Source organism: Streptomyces albipurpureus, assembly GCF_023701525.1.
GTDB lineage: Bacteria > Actinomycetota > Actinomycetes > Streptomycetales > Streptomycetaceae > Streptomyces > Streptomyces albipurpureus.
The window spans coordinates 110,271-133,411 of record NZ_JAMQAW010000070.1 but is presented as its reverse complement, the minus strand read 5'-3'; the positions used below and the strand labels follow the sequence as shown (position 1 = coordinate 133,411).

Sequence of the window (23,141 nt, the reverse complement as noted above, 5' to 3'; positions counted from 1 at the left end):
CGAAACCCACACCACACCAACCCACCCTGACCAGCTAACCAACCACCCCCACACAACGGGGGAACCTCAGGCTAGGCGGGGTGACCGTGCCTGGAGCCCTGAGCACCCCGGGCCCGGCGCCCCTGCACCGGCTGTCCCCACCCGGGGTCAAGGGTTCCGTCCTCAAACGTCGGACGGGCTGAGGCGGGTTCCTGGCAGGGGCCTGTCTTGGTGGGGGTTGCCCGGGGTGAGGCCTTGGTTCTTGGGGCTGGGGAGCCTGTGTTGGCGTGGGTTGGGGGGTGCTATCGGGGGTGACTCCTCAGCGTCGACGGCCCGAAGCGACTCCGAGCCGGCATGCGGGTCTTGCCGTCGATCGCTTCCGGGGACACCCCCTGCGCGCCCCCACGCCCAGGCTTGGTCACCTTGCCCCCGGGTCCCTGTCCCGTCGAGGAACCAGGGGGCACGATCTGCCCGCGCCCCCACGCCGAAGCTTGCATCCCCAGCCACCAGGCCCCGGGACGCCCTCTGCGAGCCCCCAGCCGACACTTGGTGTCCCCTGCCCCCAGGGTCCCTGCCCTGCCCCGCCCTGCGGAGGAACCAGGAGAACCCTCTGCGCCCCACGCCCAAGCCCGGTCGCCCTTGCCCCGGGTACCTGTCACCGCAAATCACCCAAGCCGGCCACGCCGCCCCTGGGCTACCTGGCTATCTGTCCGCTGGAGGCAGGAGGAGAGCAACCATGTGGCCCTCCGCCCCAGCCCGGCCAGTCCGCTGCCCCAGGGGCCTTGTCTCCCGGAGGAGTAGAGGGAGAAGGGCAGAGGGGGAAGGCTGCCGGCCCCGAATATCTGGGGCGGGAGGGGCCAAGGCAGCCCCTCCCGCCCTGCCCAAGGCCAGAAGAGAGGAACAGGTGACAGGGCAGAGGTGACAGATGACAGATGACGGAGGTCTTGGGCCGTGGCTGGCGGATCGGCGGGGCAGACACTCGATCGGCTCCGACGGGGTGAGGCTTTGGCTGGGCGTGGAAGGACCCCGAGACCAGGGGGGGTGGGTCTCGGGGTCCGTATAGGGGGCGGGGTCAGGCGGCCGCGTCGAAGCCGGTGTCCCTCGCCATTTTCTTCAGCTCCAGCAGTGCGTGCTTCTCGATCTGCCGGATGCGCTCACGGGTCAGCCCGTGCTCCTTGCCGACCTCGGTCAGCGTGCGCTCCCGGCCATCCACGATTCCGTATCGCATCCTGATGATCGACGCCGTCCGCTGGTCCAGCTTGCCGATCAGGTCCTCTAGGCCCTCACTGCGCAGCAGGGTGAGCACGGACTGCTCGGGGGACACAGCGGAGGTGTCCTCCAGCAGATCACCGAACTGGGTCTCGCCAGCGTCATCCACCGCCATGTTAAGGCTGACCGGGTCACGCGCCCAGTCGAGAACATCAATGACGCGCTCCGGCGTCGAGTCAAGCTCCTGTGCGACCTCCGCCGGCTCCGGATCGCGGCCCTTCTCACGGTTGAATTCGCGCTGGACCCTGCGAATTCGGCCGAGCTCCTCCACCAGGTGGACGGGAAGCCGGATGGTGCGGGACTGATCCGCTATGGAGCGGGTGATCGCCTGGCGAATCCACCAGGTCGCATACGTGGAGAACTTGAAGCCCTTTGCGTAGTCGAACTTCTCGACCGCGCGCACCAGGCCGGCGTTCCCCTCCTGGATGAGGTCGAGTAGGGGTAGACCGCTGCGCGGGTATCGGCGGGCGACGGCGACCACGAGTCGTAGGTTGGACCGGATGAAGACGTCCTTGGCACGTTCGCCATCGGCCACCAGAGTCTCAAGCTCCTCGCGCGTGGCTCCGCCGGCTTCGCTCTCTACCTCTTTCTCCAGGACCTGTCGGGCATACACCCCAGCCTCGATGGTCTGGGACAGCTCGACCTCCTTTGCGGCGTCGAGTAGCGGCGTACGCGCGATTTCGTCGAGGTACATGCCGACCAGGTCGCGGTCGGCGATCTCCCCGCCTACTGCGCGAACGCTGCGTACCCGGTCGGTGGTCCCTTTGTTCTCGGACTGGCGACGGGCGACGGCACGGGTTGCCATGCGAGCTCCCTTGCTGAGTTAGTCGCGACACCCTTTCGGGTGCCCTGCATCCGATGGAATCAACGACTGGAATCCAGACAGAATTCCCGTGGATCACTTCAATTTTTACGATCTTGCAGTACCCTGTGCGACCAGCAACGGAGGACAGATGCTGCGAGAACGTAAAGAATGCGAGGTCAGAGCGGGTGCGGAGGCCGATCTTGAGGCTCTGACGGAGCTTTACAACCATTACATCCGCGAGACGCCCATCACATTCGACATAGATACCTTCACCCCCGCGCAGCGGCTGCCCTGGTTGCTTTCTCACCCTGAAGACGGCCCGTACCGCCTTCTGGTTGCTCGGGATGTCCGAAATGCCGATGGGTCGTCCGAAAACCGGGGCACGCTGCTCGGCTATGCGACCAGTAGCGCATTTCGCCCCAAAGCGGCGTACAGCACTTCCGTCGAGGTCAGCGTCTACTGCGCGCCCGAGGCCGCGGGGCTCGGTATAGGAACGCTTCTCTACGAGCGGCTGTTCCAGGCCCTGGAGGGCGAGGACGTCCATCGCGCCTATGCGGGAATCACCCAGCCCAATGAGGCGTCGGCCCGGCTGCACGCACGGTTCGGCTTTCGCCCGATCGGCACGTTTACCGAGGCCGGACGGAAGTTCGACCGCTACTGGGACATCGTCTGGTACGAGAAGAAACTGCGCGGGAGTAGTCCGGGCGGGTCGAAGTCGGATGCGCGGGTACCAGGAGCGCTGGGCAGAAAGGTCTAGGACCGCAGCCCGTTACGGTCCACCGGGTGCCAGCCCTACGGTCAGCGCATGGACACCACCGGCACCCTCGATGAAGCACTGGATCGCATCCATGTCTCGGGCCCCGAGCGCGACGGCTGGCTCAGCAACCACGCCCCCATGGCCGTCGAAGCGCTGGTGCGCCACGGTCAGGGGCGGTCCGTACACCGCTGGCTCGACCAGTACCGCGACAAACTGGAGGAGATGCCGCGTCCCACGACTGCGGTGACATCCGCTGACTGGCGCACGGCCCTCGGCGATCCGCGCCGGATCGCCGACTGGGCGATCTACTTCGAGCGGGAGACCGCTGACCGCCCGTGGCGTGAGGTGCTCGCCGAGTGGTGGCCCCGGCTACTCCCGGGGATCGCCGGCGGTGCGACGCATCCGGTGATTCGGGTCGGCCACTCCGTGCGCACCCTGCTGTCCGAGGAGGAGACCGGTCCCAGGGTCACCGAGCTGGCGCATGCGCTGGGGTACTGGGCTGCGCGCCATCAGCCGCTGCCGCGGTTGCAACTGCTACCGGGCGCGCCGAGTGCGGCAGCCGCGCTGGACCTGGTGCCCGCGGTGCGCGATCGGTCTGAGGGCATCGAGCATCGCCTTCGCCAGTTGACCGCGTTCCCCCACTGGCCCAGCCCTCTGCACCAGTCCGGCAGCGCGGGCCAGCCGACCACCGAAGCATCCGCGCCGGATCTGGCCCATGCGCAGCTCATTGAGCTGGTCGCTGCCGCGACCCACCGCTACGCCACGCATGGTCATGGCGAGCCGGTGATGCTGGTCCACGCGGCCACCGCGCCCAACGCCGTGCTCCGGACGCTGCCCGCGCTGCCCCGGGAGCTGTGGGCCCCGAGCCTGGCAGCCGCCTGGGCGGCGAGTGCGGCGGTCACGGCCGCGTACACCCCGGCCCATGCCGTGCCTGCCACGCCCACCCGAGCCGCCCCGGAGGAGGTCTTCGAGCGGGCGGCCGCCCACGGCGATGACCACACGATCAAGTTCACCGACACGGCTCTCGATGTGGGGGACGGCGTGGCGCTGACCGCGGCTGTCCGCTCGATTGAGCTCAATACCCCTTTCCTCTGAGGGATGTTGAACAGGCCCTCGGAGGGATGTCGAACAGGCTCAGCCAAACTGCACCGAACGCTTGGCGAGGCCCATCCAGAAGCCGTCGATCACACTGCGCCCCGTCGCGAGCTCACCCTCCGAAGCGCCGAGGGTCACGAACAGCGGGGCGAAGTGCTCCGTACGCGGATGGGCCAGCCGCCCGGCCGGGGACTTGTTCTCAAAGTCCAACAGGGCATCCACATCGGACGCCGCGAGTGCCCGCTGCCCCCAGTCGTCGAACTCCGACGACCAGCCGGGCACACCGGTGTGTCGCAGCGCCGCCAGATTGTGGGTGAAGAAGCCGCTCCCGACGATCAGCACTCCTTCATCCCGCAGTGGCGCCAGCTTGCGACCGATCGCCATCAGTTGTTGCGGATCAAGAGTGGGCATGGAGATCTGGAGTACGGGGATGTCAGCGGTCGGATACATCTCCACCAGGGGTACGTACGCACCGTGATCGAGACCCCGGTCCGGGATGTCCTGCACGGGGTGGCCAGCGCGGCGCAGCATCTTCCTCACCGAGTCGGCCAACTTCGGGGCGCCAGGTGCCGGGTATCGCACCGCGTAGTAGTGCTCCGGGAAGCCCCAGAAGTCGTACACCAACGGAACACTCCCGGTCGCGCCCAGCGCGAGCGGGGCCTCCTCCCAGTGGGCGGAGACCATCAGGATCGCCTTGGGCTGGGGTAGGTCCTGGGACCAGGCCCCGAGCTGCTGCGGCCAGACGGGGTCATCCGCGAGCGGCGGCGCGCCGTGGGACAGATAGAGGGCAGGCATCCGCTCCGGTGCGGGAGCGGCGGGGGTGGGAGCCATATCGCAACCGATCTACTTGAAAGTTCAAGCTAGGGATCAGAGTAAGCCAATGTAGTTCAACTTTCAAGAACTAGTCGTACAGTAGGGGTATGAACACGGCATCCCCCGGCGGCGACGAGCGCCCGGCGCGCTGGCTCACCGATCACGAACAGCAGGCCTGGCGTTCCTACATCCAGGCGACCATGCTCCTGGACGACTACCTCGACCGCCAGTTGCAGCGGGACGCGGGGATGCCGCACATCTACTACGCACTGCTCGTCCAACTGGCGCAGGCTCCCCATCGACGCCGGCGAATGACGGAACTGGCCATCGCCCTCAAGATCACCCGTTCTCGGCTGTCGCACGCGGTGGCTCGGCTGGAAAGGAACGGTTGGGTGCGTCGGGAGGACTGTCCCTCCGACAAGCGCGGGCAGAACGCCATCCTGACCGAGGAGGGCATGCAGGTGTTGCAGCAGGCCGCGCCCGGCCATGTGGAGGCGGTACGACAGGCGATGTTCGACCGACTCACACCGGAGCAGGTCGGACAGCTGGGCGAGATCATGCGGATTCTGGCGGAAGGGCTCCAGCCGCAGGACTCGGCAGCGGATCTGCCCTGGCTGCGCTGATCGACTGGCTGGCTGACCGCTCGACTGCCTGACCGGCTGACCGGCTGACCGGGATCAACCGCTCTCAGCGTCGGGCGAGGGCCCGCCCGGCCACCAGCCGGCCACCCTCACGGGCCGATAGTCACCGGGCGGACCAGAACGGCGTGGGGCCCTGCCCGGAGTGACTCCGGGCAGGGCCCCGTTTCCTTACGCCAGGCGCGTGAGAATCCGCACGCTCGCTACCCGCGCGAGAACCCGATCAGTGGAGCACCACCGGCACGCGTACCTCGCCCTCGGTCCCGGCACCGTCCCCGTCACCGGAGGACTTCGAGGACGCCCCCATGTCCGGCCGTCCCGTGGTGATGAACGAGAAGGCGATCCCCGCCGAGAGCACCAGGATGCCGACCGCCCACCAGATCGCGGAGGAGAAGCCGTGCACCATGCCCTGGAGCTGGAGCAGCTTGGGGTCGGCAGCGCCGGCCGTGTGCGAGCTGATGTAGGAGGTGGTGGCCGAGGCGGCGATCGTGTTCAGCAGTGCCGTACCGATCGCGCCACCCACCTGCTGGGAGGTGTTGACCATCGCGGAGGCGACACCGGCGTCACGCGGGTCGACCCCATGCGTGGCCAGGGACATCGCCGGCATGAAGGCCGTACCCATACCCAGGCCCAGCAGCAGCTGAGCGGGCATGATCAGACCGGCGTACGAGGTGTTGATGTCCAACTGCGTCAGCATCAGCATGCCGAGCGCGGCAACCAGGAACCCGGGTGCCATCAGCATCCGCGGCGGGACCCGGGTCATCAGCCGGGTGCCGATCTGGGTGGATCCCACGATCATGCCCACGATCATCGGCATAAAGGCGAAGCCCGTGGCGACCGGTGAGTACTCCTTCACGATCTGCAAGTAGAACGTGAGGAAGAGGAAGAGTCCGAACATCCCGATGACCGCAAGGCCCAGCGAGAGATAGACACCGGCACGGTTGCGCTCAGTCAGAACGCGCAGCGGCAGCAGCGGAGCCTTGACCTTCGCTTCGGTGATGACAAAGGCCGCCAGCAGGACCGCGGAGGCGATGAACATGCCCACCGTCAGCCCGTCCGACCAGCCGGAGTGCTCAGCGCGGGTGAAGCCGTAGACCAGCGCCACCAGACCCAGCGTCGAGAGAACGACTCCCGGGATGTCGAGCGAGGCGCGGTTACGGGCGCCCGCGGGCTCACGGATCACCAGGTAGGCACCGACCGCGGCGGCGATCGCGAAGGGGATGTTGACGTAGAAGGTCCAGCGCCAGTTCAGGTACTCGGTGAGGAAGCCGCCGAGGATCAGCCCGACCGCACCACCACCACCGGCGATCGCGCCGTAGATACCGAACGCCTTGGCGCGTTCCTTGGCGTCGGTGAACATCACGGCGAGCAGGGAGAGCGCGGCAGGGGCGAGCAGTGCGCCGAAGACACCCTGGAGCGCCCGGGCGCCCAGCATCATCGCTTCGCCGTTGGCGGCTCCACCCAGTGCGGAGGCCGCGGCGAAGCCGGCCAGTCCGACGATGAAGGTGCGCTTGCGACCCCAGAGGTCGGAGATACGGCCGCCGAAGAGCAGCAGGCCTCCGAAGGCGAGGGCGTAGGCGGTGATGACCCACTGCCGGTTGCCGTCGGAGATGCCGAGGTCCTGCTGGGCGGTGGGCAGGGCGATGTTCACGATCGTGGCGTCGAGCACCACCATCAGCTGGGCCAGGGCGATAAAGACCAGGGCTTTCCAGCGTTGCGGGTCGGATCCGGGTATATCGGTTTTTGGCATGGGTCTAGCCACCTAGCGTGCGGAATGGTCAAAACGGTCAGAAACCGTCTGGTCAAGAGGTTTTCCACCAGTGGTGCTTTGAGCCGGTCAACAAGGGTGAAGACCCATGGCCTCAGCTGGCGTACGGGCCGTCGGGAGCTTGGCTCACCACGTTGTGAGCCTCACGAGGTTGGGTGCCCCCGTCGGCCGTCCCCCTGGAATGCATGACCCCGGCTGCATCGGGCAGTTCCCCAGGGCGTCAAGTCGGTAGCTCGTTTCCCGTCCCAGGCAACGCCGTCCAAGATCACAACACTGAAGGTCGCAACGTTCAGTGTCTTCACTTCGGCGCCGCCACACTCAAGGTTTGCGGATCATGACGATCCCCGCCGCAACGGTGAGTGTCTGGTCGGGGTCGGGTTGGCCCCCGGTCAAAGTCCGGTCATCAGTATGCCCCCGGTCCCCGTAGGTCTTCCAAGGTAATAGCCCGGCCGGTCAGCTCGGAGCGCGCGGGCGCCTCCAAGCCGTCCAGGAACAACTGGAGATGGCGGTGCACAAAGCGGTCCAACTCCGTGCATCCGGTCCCCGGCAGTGGTCGGGCAAGCTGCCCTAGGGCCACCAACAGATCCCCGACAGCCACATCTCGCCGCATCCTGCCCGCTGACTGCGCTCGCTCAATCAGCTCACGCACCGCGTCTTCGAGCCGGTCGCGTCCGGCCAGCAGATCCGGATGGTTGCGGTCGAAGTCTCCGGTGATCATCGGGCAGAGCGCCCCGATGCGCTCATCAGCAGCCGCATGGACGAAACGGCGGACGGCAGCGAAGGGGTCGCTCTCCTCCGTGGCCGCTCGCCGCACCTGCTCATGGACGCGATCGAGGACTGACACCACGACCGCGTGGATCAGGGCAGCGCGATCGGGGAAGTGGCGGTAGAGCGTGGCATTGCCGACACCCGCCGTACGGGCGATGTCATCGAGCGGCACATCTGGACCCAGCTCGGCGAACATCCCCCGAGCCGCGCACACGATCCGCTCGCGATTCCGCAGGGCGTCCGCGCGCGGCCGGGCGACCTGACGCGCTTGGATCTCAGCGGCGGCGCTCACGGGTCCACTCCCCTACTCGATCGAATCCCCCCACTAAGCGGGGGCCAACTCCCCGTTTCCCGGGGCCACCAGTCCAAACGGGGAGGCGATCCCCGTTTATTTCCATCTCGCAGCGTGACGTGGGTCACTCCCCTCCAGGTGAAGACTCCCCGAACGGCCCACTCCGCGCGCGGCTCGCCACCACCCGCCACAGGCTGATCGCACAGAGCGCAGCGAGGGCCCGGCCTGCTGCCGCGGACCCGAAGGCGGATGCATGCACCACACACGCCACCGGATACGCCCGGCGCCCAGAGGCCGCCGCCTCGGCGGTCTCGCCGCCCTCACCGCGCTGGCCCTCGCCGCCCTCACCACCGCGAGCGCCACCATCCCGGCCCCCACCCGGGCCTCAGCCGGCCCGGTGGCCGCCCCGGACGCAAGCGGCGTCGGGCCGTGCCGACTCCCTCCCTCGCTCGGGATCCAGATGTCGGAAGGACTGCCCACACCCGCCGGCTACTCCCCCTCCACCGGCGAGGTCCGCGCCCTCAACCTCATGATCGACTTCCCCGACGCCGAGGGCGAGGAACCGGCACTCGACCGGTTGGCTGAGTTCTTCCCACAGACCTCTGACTGGTTCACGACCAGCTCCTACGGGCGACTGCGCTACCAGCCGCACGCCCCCGTCACCGACTGGTTGCGCATGCCCCTGGCGTTCGATGAGTACGGGATAGAGCGCGGGTCACCCTACGAGCCCGGGTACCGCAAGCTGGTGGAGGACATCGTCCTCGTCGCCGACGCCCAGGTCGACTTCAGCGCCTACGACCTCGTCAACATCATCGTCACCCCGAACGCCGGCCCCTCGGCGCTGGACACCGTGCTCTCGGTGACCTTCTCCGGCAACGCGGAGGCCCCGATCGCCGATGGCGTACCGCTGGCGAACACGTCCTTCGTCTACAGCCGCCAGGACGACGGCTCGGGATCGTACGCCGAGACCGGCTATCGGGTGCTGCCGCACGAGAACGGCCATGTCTTCGGCCTCCCCGACCTCTACACCGCCGAAGGCGGCGGCTCGGTCGGCCACTGGGACATCATGTCCGAGGACTGGGGAGCCAACAACGATCTACTCGGCTGGCACAAATGGAAGCTCGGCTGGCTCGACTCCACCCAGATCAGCTGCGCCTCGATACCGGGCACCACCGAACACACCCTGACTCCTCTCGCCACCGCGGGCGGCGAGAAGATGACGATCGTTCCCCTGAGCGCGGATGAGGGGTACGCGGTCGAGGTACGCACCCGGGCGGGCAACGACGAGGCGATCTGCCGACCGGGAGTACTGATCTACCGCGTGCACGCCGGGGTGGACACCGGACAGGGCCCGGTGATCGTGGCGGACAGCGAGGCAGACAGCGGGGGATGCACCCGCCGGCCCAATGTGCACGCCGAACTGTCGGACGCGCCCTACCGGCCGGGTCAGAGCTTCACCGACAAGAAGAACGGCATCAAGATCTCTGTCGTACGGGAGGACCAGGGCAAGTACAAGGTGCGGGTCACCCGTTCCTGAGCCCCTGGGCACGACTGCGCAGAACGCCGCGGAGTGTCTTCCCCGCCGCGTTGCGCGGGATGTCACCCACGGACAGCAGGGTCGGCACCTGATAGGCGGCGATCCGGTCAGCGAGCTGCTCGGTCAACTCCCCCATGGTGACGGCGGCCCCCGGACGCAGCCGGACAACCGCCGCGACCTCCTCGCCGAGCCGATCGTGCGGCACCCCGAACACGGCGGCATCCGCGACCGCGGGCAGATCGTGCAGAGCCGCCTCGACCTGAGCGCAGTACACGGTCTCACCGCCCCTGAGCACGATGTCCTTGATCCGATCGACGATGGCGACCCGCCCATCCCGCACGGTCGCCAGGTCGCCGGTCTTGAACCAGCCGCCCTCGAAGGCCGCGGCGGTGGCGGCCTCATCGCGCCAGTAGCCGCGTATCAATGACTGCCCGCGCAGCCATAGCTCACCGGGCTCGCCTTCCGGCACCGGCTCAGCGTCCACGCCGACGATCCGCACCTCCACCGCAGGCGCCGGAGCACCCGCCCCCGCCGGCTCATTCCGATACTCATCACCCGATACCGCGAGTACACCACCGCTGGTCTCGGTCAGCCCATAGCCGGTACGGGGCTCGATCCGGTGCCCGTAACGGGCCGCGAGCCGCGTTACGAGGGCTGGGGGCGCGGCGGCCCCTCCGGTGGAGAAGTGGGTGAGGGTGGCCAGATCGTCACCCGTGCGCTCAGCGGCATCCAACAGATCGAGCGCGGTGGTCGGCACCCCGGAGAAGTGGGTCACTCGATGCCTGGCGATCAGCGCAAGGGCGTCATCCGCATCCCAGCGACGCATCAGGACGAGAGTGCCGCCGACACTCATCGTCGAGTACAGGGCGGTGAGGGCGGCGACATGGAAGAACGGATACGTCATCAGGGCAACGGGCGCGGCCCCCTGCCCCGGGAACCGCCCACTGCCCAGGGCTGCCGCGGCCGCGTGATAGCGCGGATGCTGCGCGGCCCCGGCCTGCGCGAGATGGGTGGCCACGGCCCCCTTGGGCCTTCCGGTGGTTCCCGACGTATAGAAGATGGTGGCATCGTCCTCGGCGCGCACCTCGACTTGGGGCGGTGCGCTCCGGGGATCAACGGCCGGAAAGTCCTCGTACCGCTCCCCGCCCTCAGCCACCCCCTCATGCTCAAAGGTGATGACCCGCGCCCCCGCCCGCCTGCGCCAGTCATCGACGAGCGCCAGCCGCTCACCGTCGACGAGCAGCACCCGTGGCTGACAATCGTCGAGCACGTACTCCAACTCGGCCACGGTCCACCGAGCGTTGAGCGGCACGGCGACCAGCCCGGCCAACTGGGCGGCCCAGAAGGCGATCTGCCACTCGGGGCAGTTGCGCATCACCATGGCGGCGCGATCCCCCGGCCGCAGCCCATACCCCTCGGTGAACCGCCGGGCGAGGGCACAGGCGGCGGCAAGGAACTCACGATAGCTATAGGAGGAACGCTCCCCCACAAGGAAAACCTGGTCCCCAAAGCCCCAGGTCACCTCAACGAACTCCACCAGGGTCCGCGGCCCGTCGACATAGAACAGCCCCCCGTCCTCCCCCCGCGCCACGGCAAAAGGAGCCCCGGGAGCGGTAAGCATCCGCGCCGCTCTGTCCTCGACATGCGACACGGTCGCCCCTTCCCCAGCCCACTCACGTTCCCGAACACCAACACCACCCACGGCATCACTCACGGCATCACTCACGGGGGCATCGGAGCCACCTTGCCGCTCCGCGGCCACATGATCAACCCCTTCGGGGGACCATGGACTACCCGCTACACTGTCGGGCAGCGCCTTCGTAGCTCAGGGGATAGAGCACCGCTCTCCTAAAGCGGGTGTCGCAGGTTCGAATCCTGCCGGGGGCACAACGCATTACCACTCTGACCTGGGGTTTCTCCCCAGGTGGGGGTTCTATTCGGCCTCGGACTCGTCGTCCGGGGCCGTTTGCGTGAGCGGGCGTGAGCGGGCGTGAGCGGTGCGTGAGCGGTGCGTGAGCGGACGGAGAATTGATCTCCGAAATTTCTCCCAACGGATCAGCACCATCCGGCACGATCTCCGGGCTGGGCTCTTCCGCCTCGTCGGGCTCGGACTCAAGCTGGGGCTCAGCTTCGGCGGTGGGTCGTGCGCGCGGCACGAGCCGGGCCGCAGCCTCGGCGATGGCCAGGTCCGCCTCGGGGAACAGGCTCGTGTACGTGCCGGCCGTGATGGTGATCGACGAGTGGCCGAGCATCTCCTGGATGTCCTTCAGATCGGCTCCGGCCGCGCGAGCCAGGGTCGCGGCACCGAGGCGCAGGTCGTGGAAGCGGATCGGCGGGAGGCCGATCTCCTCATACAGCTCGATGAACCGGAGGGTGACGTTGGCAGGATGGAGCAGTTCGCCGTTCTCCCGGGTGAAGACGCGACCGGTCTCCACCCAGGCGCTCCCCCACCTCTCGCGGTCCTCGTCGCGCCATCCTCCTCGACGGCGACGAGCTCGTCCTCATCAAGCGCACCAAGCCGGGCAGGGCCGTACTGGGTGACCGTTGGCGGAGGGGTCGAGGCGAACGACGCGACCATCGAGGCGGCGCTGTACCGGGAGGTGTTCGAGGAACTGGTCGGCAAGCTGGAGCGCGCTGAGCTCGTCCACCTGCTCACCGACGAGCTGGAGGGCGGCGTCGGAGTCCAGCACATCTTCGCCGCGCGCCTGGAGTCGATGGACTTGGCCGCGCGTACGGGGACGGAGTTCGCCAAGCCGGAGCGGGGTGGGTACGACGTGGTCCGGGTGCCGTTCACCGCCAAGGCCGTCCGTGAGCTGAACCTGATGCCGCCGAAGCTGGCCGAGTTCATCGCCGCTAACACGGACGCGATCGTCTCCGTCCTCGACACCCCGATCCGCGAGGCGTGGGCAATGACGCAGGCCCCGGAATTCGTCAGCCTCAACGGCCCTGACAACGTCGGCAAGACGACCCACCTGGTGCGGCTGACCGAGCTGTGGGACGGCTTTCAGCCGCTGGGCGCGGGCCGACGACTACGCCCGGTGGTGGTTCGAGACGGCCACGACCGTCGAGCTGACCGAGATACTGCTCGCCGGCCACGCCAAGCGGGCCGCCGCCCGCGGGGCCGGGCGTACGGGCCTGCTCGACCGGGGCCTACCCATGCTTTCTCGCCGTGGCCACCGCAAAATGCGTGGTCAAGGACGGGCTGACGGTCGGTGAGACGTTCAAGACCGTGACGGGCATTGCCGGTTCGCGAGCCGTCTACAAGAACCCTTGACGCCGAGCGCAGTTACGCCATTGCGAGCGCTCGCGAGGGCCGCCCGTGGACCGGGATCTACCCGGCCTATCAGAAGTCGCCGCACGCGGTCCTGCTTCACCAGGTCGACCACGGCTCGTACACCGCGGTCGTGGACTGCGAGAACCGCTCCCTGGATGACATCCACGCCGACGTGATTGATCACCTTGACCTCAGCCAACTCGCCAACGGGAGTCCCCGATGACCCAGAACTCCCCGCCCCTGGTCCTGCCGCCCGGCCTCGCCCGCGCCATAGCCACGCTCCGGGACAAGGACCGGCACCGCCTGGACGACGCCGTCACCCGACTCCTCACCGTCATCGGACACCTGTGGGGCACCGAGGACCGGGTGCGCGGCGCCTTACTCCCGCCGTCCAGGTCGCTGACTGCAAGCGGGAGATCGACCAGCTCAACGCCGAACGCAACGTGCTCGCCGAACGGGCCGACGAGGTCCTCGGTTCGCTGGCAGACGCAGGCCGCGCCGATGCGCCGCTGCACACCGAGACGCTTGCCTCCGTCGTCGACCGCCTGTCGGTGCTGACGCTGCGGATCTGGCACTGCGACGGGCGGCGGCCCGGGACGAGCTGGCCCGCCGCCGTGTCCCCGCCCTCCACGGCGAGCGGGAGGAGCTGTGCGCAGCCCTCGACACGCTGGTCTCCGACGTCGTCGCCGGACGCCGTCGTCTCCCCGTACCGGCCCGCTTCAAGTTGTACGGCCGGGACGACGCCACCCCTGAAGAGATCAAGCCGAGTCGGCACCTGCGCCGGGGCATCGCCTTCGGTGGGCTGAGCGAGTGCGGCAAGAGCACCAGCGCCGAGTCCGTCCAGCGCACGTGCGGTGCCCAGCGCTTCAAGATCGGCTTCCTGCTGAGGCAAGCCGCCCACCGGGAGGGCCTTGCGGACCCGTACGCGTTGTCGGCCCGGCGACAGGCCGAGCTGCTGCTCGGCGAGTTGAACCGCTTCGCGGACGCCCACGTCGCCACCTGGCTGTTCACCATCGAGTCCGTCCACGACGACGCCTCGATCGCCGAGCTCAAGCAGCTCATGGGCGACACGCTCCAGATCGTCTACCTGGACGCCTCCTTCGCCGTACCCGTCGAGCGTTGCGCTCGGGCCGTCAAACCCCATGCCACCAACCGAAGTCCGTTAGCTACCCGGCCTTGGGTCAAGGCCCGAGGGCTAGCACGGCACCTCCGGCTCAGCAACGTCTATTCGTCGACCTGCTCGGTTGCCGGGGCTGGAGCCAGTGGTAGGAAGTACTCCTCGGCGAGTTTCGCCAGGTGCAGCGGGAGCGGCCGGGCGAGCGGGTGGTACTCATCGTGGAAACGCAGCTGGTGGACGGCCGCCGCAATTACCGCGGGTCGTTCTGGCGTCGAGCCGGGGCTTCCCGCTGCGGCCAAAGCTGCCTCCGACAGGCATCCCAGCACGGTGAGTTCCAATGCCTGTGGATTCCAGGCCGTAGCCGCGGGGCCGTGGGGCCAGGCCTTGTCAGGCACCAGTTTGCGTAGGTCACGCCGCACCGCACCCGCCGTCGGCGGTTTACCGACAGTGCTGACGAACACTCGGTTATCCGGGCCCGTGTCGCGGGCGGCCCAGAGGCCGGCGGAAAAGCCTGGCGGATCCTCGTCGGTCTCGCCGGGCGCATACCACTCGGGCGTCTCGCCACGACTGTTGGCGTCCCGAATCAACACCGCTCGCAAGCCACCCCCATGGAGCGCGAGCCGCGTCGGCTGTTCCCCGTAGAAAGTGACCATGTCCCTGACCAGTTGCCCGTTGTTCAGGCCGGGCCATACCCCGCGTAGGTTGCCGCTGTTTGCTAGCAGCAGGGTCGGTCGGTCACATACCTGGTAGAACAGCGACCTCACCTGGCGTTCGACCTCGTCGCGCCGCTCTTCGTGGGTGGAGAAGACCCGGGCTGGTCGGGTCTGCGCCGGGCTCCCCGACGCGGGCCCGTTGACAGCAAGGGTGAGCAGTAGTTGGGCGTACGAGAGCCACTTCTTGCGGGTGTCGTCCCAGCCACACACGGGATGCACGGGATCGCGTGGCCGGACACGGAGAGCGACCAAGCGCTGTCCCGCCTGCCGGGTCGGACCGTCTGCCTGGCGCCGGACGTACCAGAGCGCCAGGTATTGAATGCCGTCCGGCAGCTTCTCGTCCAGGCGTTGGTCCGGTGGGACCACAGCACCAAGTTGGCGCATCCCGTCGGCCACAGCGGACTTGGCTCGATGGGCCACGGCTCCGTCGGAGTCCTCCGGTACCACGATGAACTGGCTGACTCGACACGCCATGGCGCAACCGATCCGGAGTGCAGATTTGGGATCGGAGTCCCGGGCCGGGAAACGCTCGGGGCCGAGCGTCTCAACGATCACCAGCCCTTCCGAAGCCGACCGAGCGACGAAGTGGTCAGCCGTCCGAGCAGCGCGCTCCCGTGTGGCCAAAGCGAGCGCCTGTGCTCGCGAGTGGCCGGATATCCGGTTGATCTCAAGTGGGGCACCCAAGGTCCCGAGCGGACGGGTACGCAGCACAACGCGTAAATCTCCGACCTGCCACTCTTGGCCACCATCCACACCGCGAGGTCCGGCCGGGAAGCCCAGCCACTCACGAAGCGCCACGACCACTGCGTCCCGGGTCTCCTCGGTCTGCCAGAGCACGTCCACCAGCAGCGGCCGCCCGTCGAGGATCGCACGCACCGCGTCGCGGCGGGCTTGGATACGGTGCCGGGTCCGCTTCTCCTGCTCCGCCTGGTCTTTCGTCGGGGAGGTGGGCAGCAGGACAGGCTTGGACTTCCGGTGCACGCGTTCAAGTTCGGGTACCCGGCGCAGGAAGGGGCGGATGCCTTCCTCGACCCAGTGATCGAGCAGCATCCGTTCCAGAGGCATGACCCCGGCGCCGACACCGTGCCGACCCATCGCGGTGCTGTGCAGGATGCCGACTGCAACTCCGTTCTGGCCCTCGATCCAGCCGACCGGTTCGGCAACCAGATCCGGCGGCTTGGGATAGGCGCGCGTCATGTCCAGTTCGGGTAGCAGGCCGACCAGACTCTGCCGACTCCAGGCGAGCATCCCGAGGCTGCGGTCGTAGGCAAGAGAATTGGCTGTGAGCCGTCGGCGCGGGCCGTGGACACCTGGCCACGGCAGGGGCGCGTCGAGCAGTACGGTCGCACCGTGCCCCTCTGGCAGCCATACGGGTGATCCTGTGGCCCAGCGACGGATCCCGTAAGAGACATGCACGCGAAACCGTGGGGCGAAGGGCACCGTCTGAACGGTGACGGTCACCAGTCCCGAGTAGAACCACGTGCGTCTGTCCTTGGTGTACGACCGTGGTGGCCAGCTGACCAGCTCAACCCCTTGGTCGCGGGTGACCAGCCGGAAGGACAGATCGACGCCATTGAGTCGGAGCGGGGAGGCGGCCAGCCTCGCACCGATCCGCTCGGGAAGCAGATGATAGAGCCTGCGGTCGGGCTGGGCGGTGCCGCCCGGAGAGGGTTCCGCAGCCGTGAGGTCCACCGACTCTGTGCGCCACTGCGGGGTGTGGTCGTCGATCAGTGCAAGGGCCCGGTCGAGGGCTGTCCGGTGGTCGGCCATGCGCTCAGGGTCGGGATCGGTGCCGGGCGGCAGGGTCATCACCCAGGAGGCCAGAAGCGGGGAGATCAGCTCCGCCGGCATCTCCTCAGACGCGTAGAACCACGGGACCTCGGCCTTGCTGCCAGCCCCCCTGCCCGTGGCCACCAGGCCCGGAGCCGTGGCTCGGAGCAGGTCGTTGAACTTGCTGATAGGCAAGGTCGCCGGCAGTTCCCGGCGGCGCCAGCGCCGCCGGTAGAGGTCCATGAACTCGGCCCGCCACTCTTCGGGGAAGCTGATGACCCGGTACTGCTCGGTCCAGGGTTCACTGTCCACGTTCGGTTCATAGGCAGTGGTACTGATCAGGTGATACATGCGGTGTTCCCTTCATCGGGGGATGGATTGAGACAACGGTCGAGAGCTGTCCACATCGGGCGGTAGAGCGCTCGGGCGATGTGACGATCGTCGGCAGGCACATCGGTCCCGGGGGTGAAGTAGGGCTCAAGGACGGAGTGGATGCTGTGCAGGAGGCTGCTCTTCGGAGTGTCCGGTTCCTGGGACGCCCCCCCAGCGGCCAGGTGGGGGGAGAATGCTGCGTCGACGAAGGCAACCCTGGTAGGCACCGCACCACGCACGGAACGGCCGATCACTTGCCATATCAGTACGAGCAGATCCCAGGTGATCGCTTCCCGGTCATCTCCGAGGGAACGCCATGCCATGCGCCGGGCGAGCACCCGGTACCACTGAGACCGAGCAAGATCCCTGACCTTACGAGCACCGAGACCGAGGCTGGTCTCGCTTCGTACCCATTCGTTGAACGCCCCGCCTTTCATGGCCCGCACGATCCAGTCGTTGATCGCGTGTACGGCGAGGCTGAGGTCGTCGGGGCGCGGGTTGGGTCGGGCAAGGAAGTAGATCGACCCAATCGCGGCATGCTCGCGGTCAAGGTCGAGGATGTTGTGTCCGCGCTCCACTGCTAGTAACGGTGCCACCAAGATCTCGGCGCGGGTACTGGCCAGCGTCTCGACGTCCCCACGGCGCAGGACGGGCGCGTGGTGCTCGTCGTCCTCCGCCAAGGCGCCGGCCTCGGGATCGTCATCCGACACCAGCCGGCGAACCCTGCCCTTCCACCTCTTGTTGAGGGTATGCAGGGTGTCCGCCACGACCTTGGATTCCTCGTAGCTGCCGACGAGCAGCAGGATGTGGCGGCGGCTCTCCGGAAGGCCCTGTAGCTCCTCCCGGAGACGGCTAATTCCGGCATCCTCATCGCCAAGAGCGACGGCCATTCGGCGCAGGATGTCCTGCCGTTGATCGAGTGGCTCGCCGGAGAGCCGCTGCGCCTCGTACTGCCCATCGCAGGTGCAGCCCCTGCGGCAACCGCATCCGCTGCGAATGAACTCGAAGCGGAAATGGCTCTGTTCGGCGATACGGTCCAGGTCCTCCGGGCCTGGTTCGATGATCACGCCTATGTCTACCGGAATGTGATAGCGGCTGGACTTACCTGCCCAACTGCTACCCGACATCAACAGGACGTTAGTACCGGGGCGACCGTCCACCGTCGGCAGGTCGGGCATCTCCCGAAGCAGCTCCCGGCCGACCCCGCTGCATCGGAAGAACCTCAGTTCCCCGGTGCGCACTCCACCCTTATCCGGGCTGTCCATCAGGAATTGGAAGCCGATCACATTGCCCATCGGTGCCTCGGGCACCATGGGTGCGTAGTCGAGGGGCCTGCGGTACATCTCGTTGAAGCCCAGGTTGAGCGCTGACGCGACACGCGGCCACATGGCGTTGATCAGGGCGAGTCTGGGCTCCAGGGCGCTGAGGAGCATGGTGAACTCGAAGCGGGTCATGAGCAGCTTGAGCCAGTCGCCAGGCTTCTCCGGAAGGGGCCCCTTCTTCAGCCGTCTGGCCTTCTCCCCACTCTTTCCAGGAGACTGCGGCGGCCTGGGTTGCTCGGTAGCCGCGAGGTGGCGCAGCTCCTCGTATCGCACGGAGGATTCGGCCGAAGGTTCCAGCAGCGGATCGAGGGAGAAAAGGCGGCAGACCGTCTCCTCCAGTCGCTCGCGGGTGGTTTCGCGCCGGTTGGTGTGCAGGAGTTCGCCCAGCAAGGCGGTGAGTTCCACGCCGTCCTCAGTGAGTCGCTGCCGGTCGCCGAACGGATTCTCCCGGAAGGCGTCGAGGATCTCGGTGAGTCGAAGCCGTGGAGCTCGGTGCCGATGTCCGATCGCGGAATCCAACGCCTCGACCGGCATCCCCTCGCGATCTTCCGGGAGCGGATACCGCTCCTCCATCAGGCGGAGTTGGAGTGTCCACGCGCTGAAGTACCCGATTCTGACCCAGTTCCGCAGCTCGACATCGCGGACGAGCATGGCCATCAGGCGGTCGGCGGCGGTCTGCGTGGTGTTGACGGCCGCCGACCAGTTCTCCACGTCGCGGTCGGACAACTGGATCCCGCCGGCACCGGCCAACTCACGGATACGGTGCTGGTTGACATCGTGTAGGAAGGACCGCGTGTCGGAGCCACCTCCGATCAGCGGGATAGCCGGCGCGAACATCCGGTCCAACTGCATCTGTACCCGGTCCGCCTCATCGATGATCACCAGGTCACTGCGCCGACAGGCGAGTTCGAGGTACCGGACGCGTTCCGGGTTCTGCGGGTGCGGCACCTTGGAATCGACCAGGCTGGGAGGCGTGGCAATCCATAGGGCCGCGCCGACCAGCTCGCGGGCGCCATGATGACGGGGACAGGCGGACCAGAAAGGGCAGGCCAACTGCTGTCGTTCCCAGGGGTCACCGGCGGGGTCGCGACGACGGCTGGGCTTTCGCAGTCGGGCGCAAGGCGCCTCGCCGAATCCCAGCAGATCGTCGGCGAGCTGCCCCTCTGCGTATCGGAGTGCATTCAGAGCGCAGGACGTGCTTAGGTATGCGAACGCCGGGTCGTCGTGCGCGAGCAAGTTGCGTCTGCCACGGCCGGCCAACCGCCTGTGCAGTCGCTCGGCGTGCTGCTGGCGACCCGAAGCACCGAGAACCGGTGCAGCAGAGCGGGGCACATATGTGTTGTACCGCTCCACGATCTTGAGCTGTTCCGCGACGTCCCCGACGACGATGGTCGCCCGCATGCCCTGTTGGGCCATGTGCACCGCCAGCACGTCTCGCAGGGTGCTCTTACCGGCGCCGACGATGCCCAGCAGGTGCTGGATCCGTCGTATTTCAAAGCGATCCGCGCGCCGGAACTCGTCCGCCTGGCGGGTGAAGAGGTGTACCGCCCCAAGTCGCCCTGCCCAGTTCTCGAACTTCACAGAATCCATGAACGCCGCCGTCTCCAGCAGGCCGCCCCACAGGAAGGACAGTGGCTCGCCGCCGTTCGCCGGCAGTGTCGCCAAATCGTGTTCGACAGGTGAGGGAAGGGCTGACTCGGGCAGCTGAACGGTGGCCTGGTGCCGACCGATCGGAAAGGCGTGCCGGCCGGCCGCAGCGATCACCATGGGTCGTCCGGTGAAAGCAGGTGCCTCGCGCAGCAGCCGTTCGTAGGCGTCCCAGCGGTCCGGTGCAACCGATAGCGAACGCCGGCGGGCGGCTGGAAGACTCGGGTCGGCGACCTCATAGCCTCGGAGCTGGCGGTCGAGCAGTTGGTAATCCCGGAGTGCCTCGGTCCACGCCCTACGCCGACCCCAGGTCCACACCGTGTGCCGTGCTGTGCGGAGAGTCTGCTCCCCGACCGCATCGACGGCTCGCCAAGCCCGTGCGAACGGGTACCCGCTGAACAGAGTCCAGGCGTCCTCCGCCGGCGCTTCTGCCGCAAATGTCTCCTGGAGAAGGAGTCCCACCTCGATCTCGCATAAGGAAACGAGCCGGGCATGCTTCATCTTCGGGGCGGCATCCGACAGTGGGATGACCACCTCGCGCAGAGACTGGGAAGTACTACGCATGGTTCCCCCTCGATCGATGGGCTGGTCCCGGTGTTGTGAAGTCGCTCGCGGCCACGAGGCGCACCTGAGCTCCCACCGGTAGGGCCAGGCTGAACCGCCGGCGATATCCGGGGCGCCCTGCCACGACGTCCGGCATGACGATGTCCAGGGGCCCGCCGAGCAAGGCGGCGACCTCCGCCGCCCGCAGAGCGGCCGGGCCCGGCTGTTCTCGGTCATAGACCTGGAAGACCTGAAGGGTTCCGTCCGGGCCGGTGACGCGATGGACACCCAGGCCCAGTGGGAGCAGCTGGACCTGATCTGTGAGCCGGGAGCGGACTATCTGCTCGGTGCGACCGGGAAGTGCCAGGAAGAGCCGGAGCGCGAAAGGAAGAGCAAGGGCCGACTGGAACTCCTGGGACGTTTCGAGTTCGCGGTCTCTCGATGAGCAGCCGCCCTCGCACCAAGGGTGCCCGGCCGTGGCGTACTTGGCGAGAAGCCCACAATCGCGGCAGCAGTACACCAGCCCGGCGACCGGGAAGCGGTCGGGCACAGGACCGTAGAGCCCCTTGACTAGGCTCCAGACCTGAGCCACAGCCGGCTGCATCAGCTGCATCGGATCAGGACGGAGCACGACCGGCCGATTGATGAGGAAGTCTCGGCATACCGCGAATCGCTCCACGGTGCCGCAGGCAGCGGCGAGTTCCGCCAGCAGTGTTTCGGCTTCCCGCTCCAGCACACCGTACGGGCCGAGGGAGGCCAGCTCGGCGCAGGTCCGCGTAGGCTCACCCGCCGCGGGGTGGATCAGACGGGTGTCAACGGTCAGGAGTTCGTCCGATAACCCTGGCACCCATTCTTCCGGCCCCCGTTCCCGACACCAACGCATCAGGTCCGGTACTCCGGCTGGAATCGGATGGCCGTGGGTCATTCCCGACAACACCATTTGGTCCAAGACGAGTTGAACTCCTGGTGGGTAGGGGAGCCGAAGTGCCGCAGACCGGTTGATCGAGGTCAGTTCGAGCACGCCACGGGCCACTGCGGTCAGCAGATCGATAGCCTGTCTGTCCTCGGTCACTGGTCCTCCTCTGGGCCCACTTGCTGCGACTGCCGCACCGAGCACCACTTCGCCACCTCGCAGTGGGCACACTCCGGGCCGGGCACTGCCTCGAACAGCGTCTCCGTATGCCAGCCTGCAACCTGTTCGCGCAGCACCGTTTCGGCGGCGGCAAAGGTCGCGGGTGCGAAGGGATCGATGGTGCGCAGATCGGCTCCGGCAGGGCGCAGCAGCTCCAGCTCGACCCGCCCCTGGGCCTGCGGGCCAGAAAGTACGCCGCTGCCAATGATCTTTACGGCCAGGGCCAGCTGAGGGTAGGCAGCCATGAGGTCGCGACGGGGGCGGTCGCTGGCAGACGTCTTAGTCTCCCGCCAGACCCATGAACCCTCTCTTCTGTAGAGCAGGTCGGGTTCCGCCAGGATGAGCAAGTCGGCTGCGGTGTCGTCGAAGGCCAGCCGGGGCTCGATCCGGATCTCCGACTTCGGTTCGGCCGTGTGCAGCGGGCAGACCTCGGCATGGTGCCGCAGCAGATCAGCGCCGAGCTGCCGCTCCTCATCGGGGAGCCGGTACCCCTCGGGTACCCAGTCCGCCGGGATCTCAGGTGCGCAGGGCGTGCGCGTCTGCCGGTCGTGCCGCTCGGCGATGAAGGCATGCAACGCCCGCCCACGCTCGGCGGCGGCGCCCCGCTCCACGGCGTCATCAGCCGGGAGCCGCAGACCGCGCAAGTAGCCGCGGGCCGGGCAACTCTGGTGGCCGCGCCCGGTGGTCGAGGACCAGCTGCGCCGCGGCCGACTTCGGTCGGCTGTCCCCAGTAGTCCCGCGGTCTTCGGAAGCGTCGGGCACACTGGCGCGATAGCACACGAGACGCAGGCGGTACCGGGGCGGTATTCCTGGCTGCCGAGCAGAGCGCGGACAGCGGGCGCCCCGTCCTTCCGGTACAAGGTCAGTGCCTCGTCCCGGCTGCCTTCGAAGACCGGAGCCGTGTGACCGTCGGACAGGGAGAACTGAACGACCCTGACTTCTTCCAGTCGTGGATCAGGGTTCCCTTCGGCCGCGACAAGGGCTGCTATCGCGCGCTCTGTTTCGCTACGAGTACGGAGGCGCTTGACCACCGGCAGACGCAGCTCTCGCCGACGACCGTCGGGGGATTCCAAGCAGCGACCCCAGGCCGTGATCCGGTACTCTGCGGCGGTCTGACCGTCGCCAGCCGCTCGCTGATGCTTGTAGACCCAGGGGCTGGGAGCGAGGCGCAGGGCCGAATTCGGTTCCGACTCGGTGGGAAAAGCCTTCCGGTACATCAGTAGCGCATGCTCGGTCCACTGGCGCACCCCGTCGTGCAGCGGACGCTGTCGACCTCCGCTCGGCGGGTTCGACGGCGCTTCATCCGCTGGCCGATCGAGCTCGTCGGCCGCGGCCATGAACGGGCCGTTGGGGAACGGATCCAGCACCTCTGGTTTCCAGGCGGGCCGTACGCGAGGCCGCAGCCCGCGCGCCTTCAGCACGTCGGACGCCGGGCACCGGTACCGCTCCGGGCCGAACATACTGAGCCGCAGGGTGACGGTGGTAGATTTCCCGATCAGGCCGTTGGGTGGCCAGGTCTCTGTCATAATC

General features: G+C 67.7%; 15 protein-coding genes, 1 tRNA gene and 2 pseudogenes. 8 read left to right on the top strand and 10 right to left on the bottom strand.

What is annotated here, in order from left to right; genetic code table 11:
- Window positions 1-1,051: 1,051 nt before the first annotated feature.
- A complete protein-coding gene (locus tag NBG84_RS34810) occupies window positions 1,052-2,053 on the bottom strand; it encodes a sigma-70 family RNA polymerase sigma factor (RefSeq protein ID WP_250923677.1) in 1,002 nt (333 codons plus the stop codon).
- Between the two features lie 148 nt (window positions 2,054-2,201).
- Between NBG84_RS34810 and NBG84_RS34805 the strand changes: the two genes are divergently transcribed.
- Together NBG84_RS34805 and NBG84_RS34800 are read left to right on the top strand one after the other, a co-directional pair.
- A complete protein-coding gene (locus NBG84_RS34805) occupies window positions 2,202-2,810 on the top strand; it encodes a GNAT family N-acetyltransferase (RefSeq protein WP_250923689.1) in 609 nt (202 codons plus the stop codon).
- A gap of 48 nt (window positions 2,811-2,858) precedes the next feature.
- Complete coding sequence (locus tag NBG84_RS34800; RefSeq protein ID WP_250923676.1) at window positions 2,859-3,905, top strand: questin oxidase family protein; 1,047 nt, start codon at window positions 2,859-2,861, stop codon at window positions 3,903-3,905.
- Window positions 3,906-3,944: 39 nt separating this feature from the next.
- On the opposite strand, the gene NBG84_RS34795 is transcribed toward NBG84_RS34800, so the two are convergent.
- The gene (locus NBG84_RS34795) at window positions 3,945-4,736 is read right to left on the bottom strand and encodes a dioxygenase family protein (RefSeq protein WP_250923675.1); all 792 of its coding nucleotides are present in this window, start codon (window positions 4,734-4,736) and stop codon (window positions 3,945-3,947) included.
- An 89-nt stretch (window positions 4,737-4,825) separates the two neighbouring features.
- Here NBG84_RS34795 and NBG84_RS34790 point away from each other — a divergent pair, with 89 nt between their 5' ends.
- Complete coding sequence (locus NBG84_RS34790) at window positions 4,826-5,341, top strand: MarR family winged helix-turn-helix transcriptional regulator (protein WP_250923674.1); 516 nt, start codon at window positions 4,826-4,828, stop codon at window positions 5,339-5,341.
- 238 nt (window positions 5,342-5,579) lie between these two features.
- Here the strand turns inward: NBG84_RS34790 and NBG84_RS34785 are convergent, their stop codons facing one another.
- Both NBG84_RS34785 and NBG84_RS34780 read right to left on the bottom strand, forming a co-directional pair.
- On the bottom strand, window positions 5,580-7,106 hold the full coding sequence (locus NBG84_RS34785) for an MFS transporter (RefSeq protein ID WP_250923673.1): 1,527 nt from the start codon (window positions 7,104-7,106) through the stop codon (window positions 5,580-5,582).
- A 421-nt stretch (window positions 7,107-7,527) separates the two neighbouring features.
- Complete coding sequence (locus NBG84_RS34780; protein WP_250923672.1) at window positions 7,528-8,184, bottom strand: TetR/AcrR family transcriptional regulator; 657 nt, start codon at window positions 8,182-8,184, stop codon at window positions 7,528-7,530.
- Between the two features lie 253 nt (window positions 8,185-8,437).
- On the opposite strand from NBG84_RS34780, the gene NBG84_RS34775 reads away from it, so the two are divergent.
- The gene (locus NBG84_RS34775) at window positions 8,438-9,721 is read left to right on the top strand and encodes a M6 family metalloprotease domain-containing protein (protein ID WP_250923671.1); all 1,284 of its coding nucleotides are present in this window, start codon (window positions 8,438-8,440) and stop codon (window positions 9,719-9,721) included.
- On the opposite strand, the gene NBG84_RS34770 is transcribed toward NBG84_RS34775, so the two are convergent.
- Entirely contained in the window at window positions 9,708-11,342 is a 1,635-nt protein-coding gene (locus tag NBG84_RS34770) for a class I adenylate-forming enzyme family protein (protein ID WP_250923688.1), read from the bottom strand. The genes NBG84_RS34775 and NBG84_RS34770 overlap by 14 nt on opposite strands.
- Window positions 11,343-11,535: 193 nt before the next feature.
- Between NBG84_RS34770 and NBG84_RS34765 the strand changes: the two genes are divergently transcribed.
- A tRNA-Arg gene (locus tag NBG84_RS34765) sits at window positions 11,536-11,608 on the top strand.
- A gap of 374 nt (window positions 11,609-11,982) precedes the next feature.
- Here NBG84_RS34765 and NBG84_RS41675 read toward each other — a convergent pair.
- Window positions 11,983-12,156: pseudogene (locus NBG84_RS41675) on the bottom strand (hypothetical protein); the annotation flags it as partial.
- Between the two features lie 38 nt (window positions 12,157-12,194).
- On the opposite strand from NBG84_RS41675, the pseudogene NBG84_RS34760 reads away from it, so the two are divergent.
- From NBG84_RS34760 to NBG84_RS40860, 3 genes and pseudogenes are all read left to right on the top strand, one after another.
- Window positions 12,195-12,624: pseudogene (locus NBG84_RS34760) on the top strand (NUDIX hydrolase); the annotation flags it as partial.
- A gap of 336 nt (window positions 12,625-12,960) precedes the next feature.
- A complete protein-coding gene (locus tag NBG84_RS34755; RefSeq protein WP_250923670.1) occupies window positions 12,961-13,218 on the top strand; it encodes a hypothetical protein in 258 nt (85 codons plus the stop codon).
- Window positions 13,219-13,342: 124 nt separating this feature from the next.
- Window positions 13,343-13,801: a DUF4254 domain-containing protein gene (locus NBG84_RS40860; RefSeq protein WP_308312152.1), complete on the top strand. Its 459-nt coding sequence runs from the start codon at window positions 13,343-13,345 to the stop codon at window positions 13,799-13,801.
- 418 nt (window positions 13,802-14,219) lie between these two features.
- Here NBG84_RS40860 and NBG84_RS34745 read toward each other — a convergent pair whose 3' ends face one another.
- The 4 genes from NBG84_RS34745 to NBG84_RS34730 are packed head-to-tail and all read right to left on the bottom strand — an operon-like array spanning window position 14,220 to window position 23,137.
- Complete coding sequence (locus tag NBG84_RS34745) at window positions 14,220-16,946, bottom strand: pPIWI_RE module domain-containing protein (protein ID WP_250923669.1); 2,727 nt, start codon at window positions 16,944-16,946, stop codon at window positions 14,220-14,222.
- Window positions 16,934-20,500, bottom strand: coding sequence for a pPIWI_RE_Z domain-containing protein (locus NBG84_RS34740; RefSeq protein ID WP_250923668.1), 3,567 nt, complete (start codon window positions 20,498-20,500; stop codon window positions 16,934-16,936). Before NBG84_RS34740 ends, NBG84_RS34745 begins: the two co-directional genes overlap by 13 nt.
- Window positions 20,493-21,551 (bottom strand): pPIWI_RE_Y domain-containing protein, encoded by a 1,059-nt coding sequence (locus NBG84_RS34735; RefSeq protein ID WP_250923667.1) that lies wholly within the window; start codon window positions 21,549-21,551, stop codon window positions 20,493-20,495. The genes NBG84_RS34740 and NBG84_RS34735 overlap by 8 nt, the downstream gene beginning before the upstream one ends.
- Window positions 21,548-23,137 (bottom strand): PD-(D/E)XK nuclease family protein, encoded by a 1,590-nt coding sequence (locus NBG84_RS34730; RefSeq protein WP_250923666.1) that lies wholly within the window; start codon window positions 23,135-23,137, stop codon window positions 21,548-21,550. Before NBG84_RS34730 ends, NBG84_RS34735 begins: the two co-directional genes overlap by 4 nt.
- Between the last annotated feature and the right edge of the window lie 4 nt (window positions 23,138-23,141).

What these genes read in the sequence shown, in the direction of transcription:
- NBG84_RS34810 (WP_250923677.1), bottom strand. Translation starts at nt 2,053, where the DNA reads ATGGCAACCCGTGCCGTCGCCCGTCGCCAGTCCGAGAACAAAGGGACC.
- NBG84_RS34805 (WP_250923689.1), top strand. Translation starts at nt 2,202, where the DNA reads ATGCTGCGAGAACGTAAAGAATGCGAGGTCAGAGCGGGTGCGGAGGCC.
- NBG84_RS34800 (WP_250923676.1), top strand. Translation starts at nt 2,859, where the DNA reads ATGGACACCACCGGCACCCTCGATGAAGCACTGGATCGCATCCATGTC.
- NBG84_RS34795 (WP_250923675.1), bottom strand. Translation starts at nt 4,736, where the DNA reads ATGGCTCCCACCCCCGCCGCTCCCGCACCGGAGCGGATGCCTGCCCTC.
- NBG84_RS34790 (WP_250923674.1), top strand. Translation starts at nt 4,826, where the DNA reads ATGAACACGGCATCCCCCGGCGGCGACGAGCGCCCGGCGCGCTGGCTC.
- NBG84_RS34785 (WP_250923673.1), bottom strand. Translation starts at nt 7,106, where the DNA reads ATGCCAAAAACCGATATACCCGGATCCGACCCGCAACGCTGGAAAGCC.
- NBG84_RS34775 (WP_250923671.1), top strand. Translation starts at nt 8,438, where the DNA reads ATGCACCACACACGCCACCGGATACGCCCGGCGCCCAGAGGCCGCCGC.
- NBG84_RS34770 (WP_250923688.1), bottom strand. Translation starts at nt 11,342, where the DNA reads ATGCTTACCGCTCCCGGGGCTCCTTTTGCCGTGGCGCGGGGGGAGGAC.
- NBG84_RS34745 (WP_250923669.1), bottom strand. Translation starts at nt 16,946, where the DNA reads ATGTATCACCTGATCAGTACCACTGCCTATGAACCGAACGTGGACAGT.
- NBG84_RS34740 (WP_250923668.1), bottom strand. Translation starts at nt 20,500, where the DNA reads ATGCGTAGTACTTCCCAGTCTCTGCGCGAGGTGGTCATCCCACTGTCG.
- NBG84_RS34730 (WP_250923666.1), bottom strand. Translation starts at nt 23,137, where the DNA reads ATGACAGAGACCTGGCCACCCAACGGCCTGATCGGGAAATCTACCACC.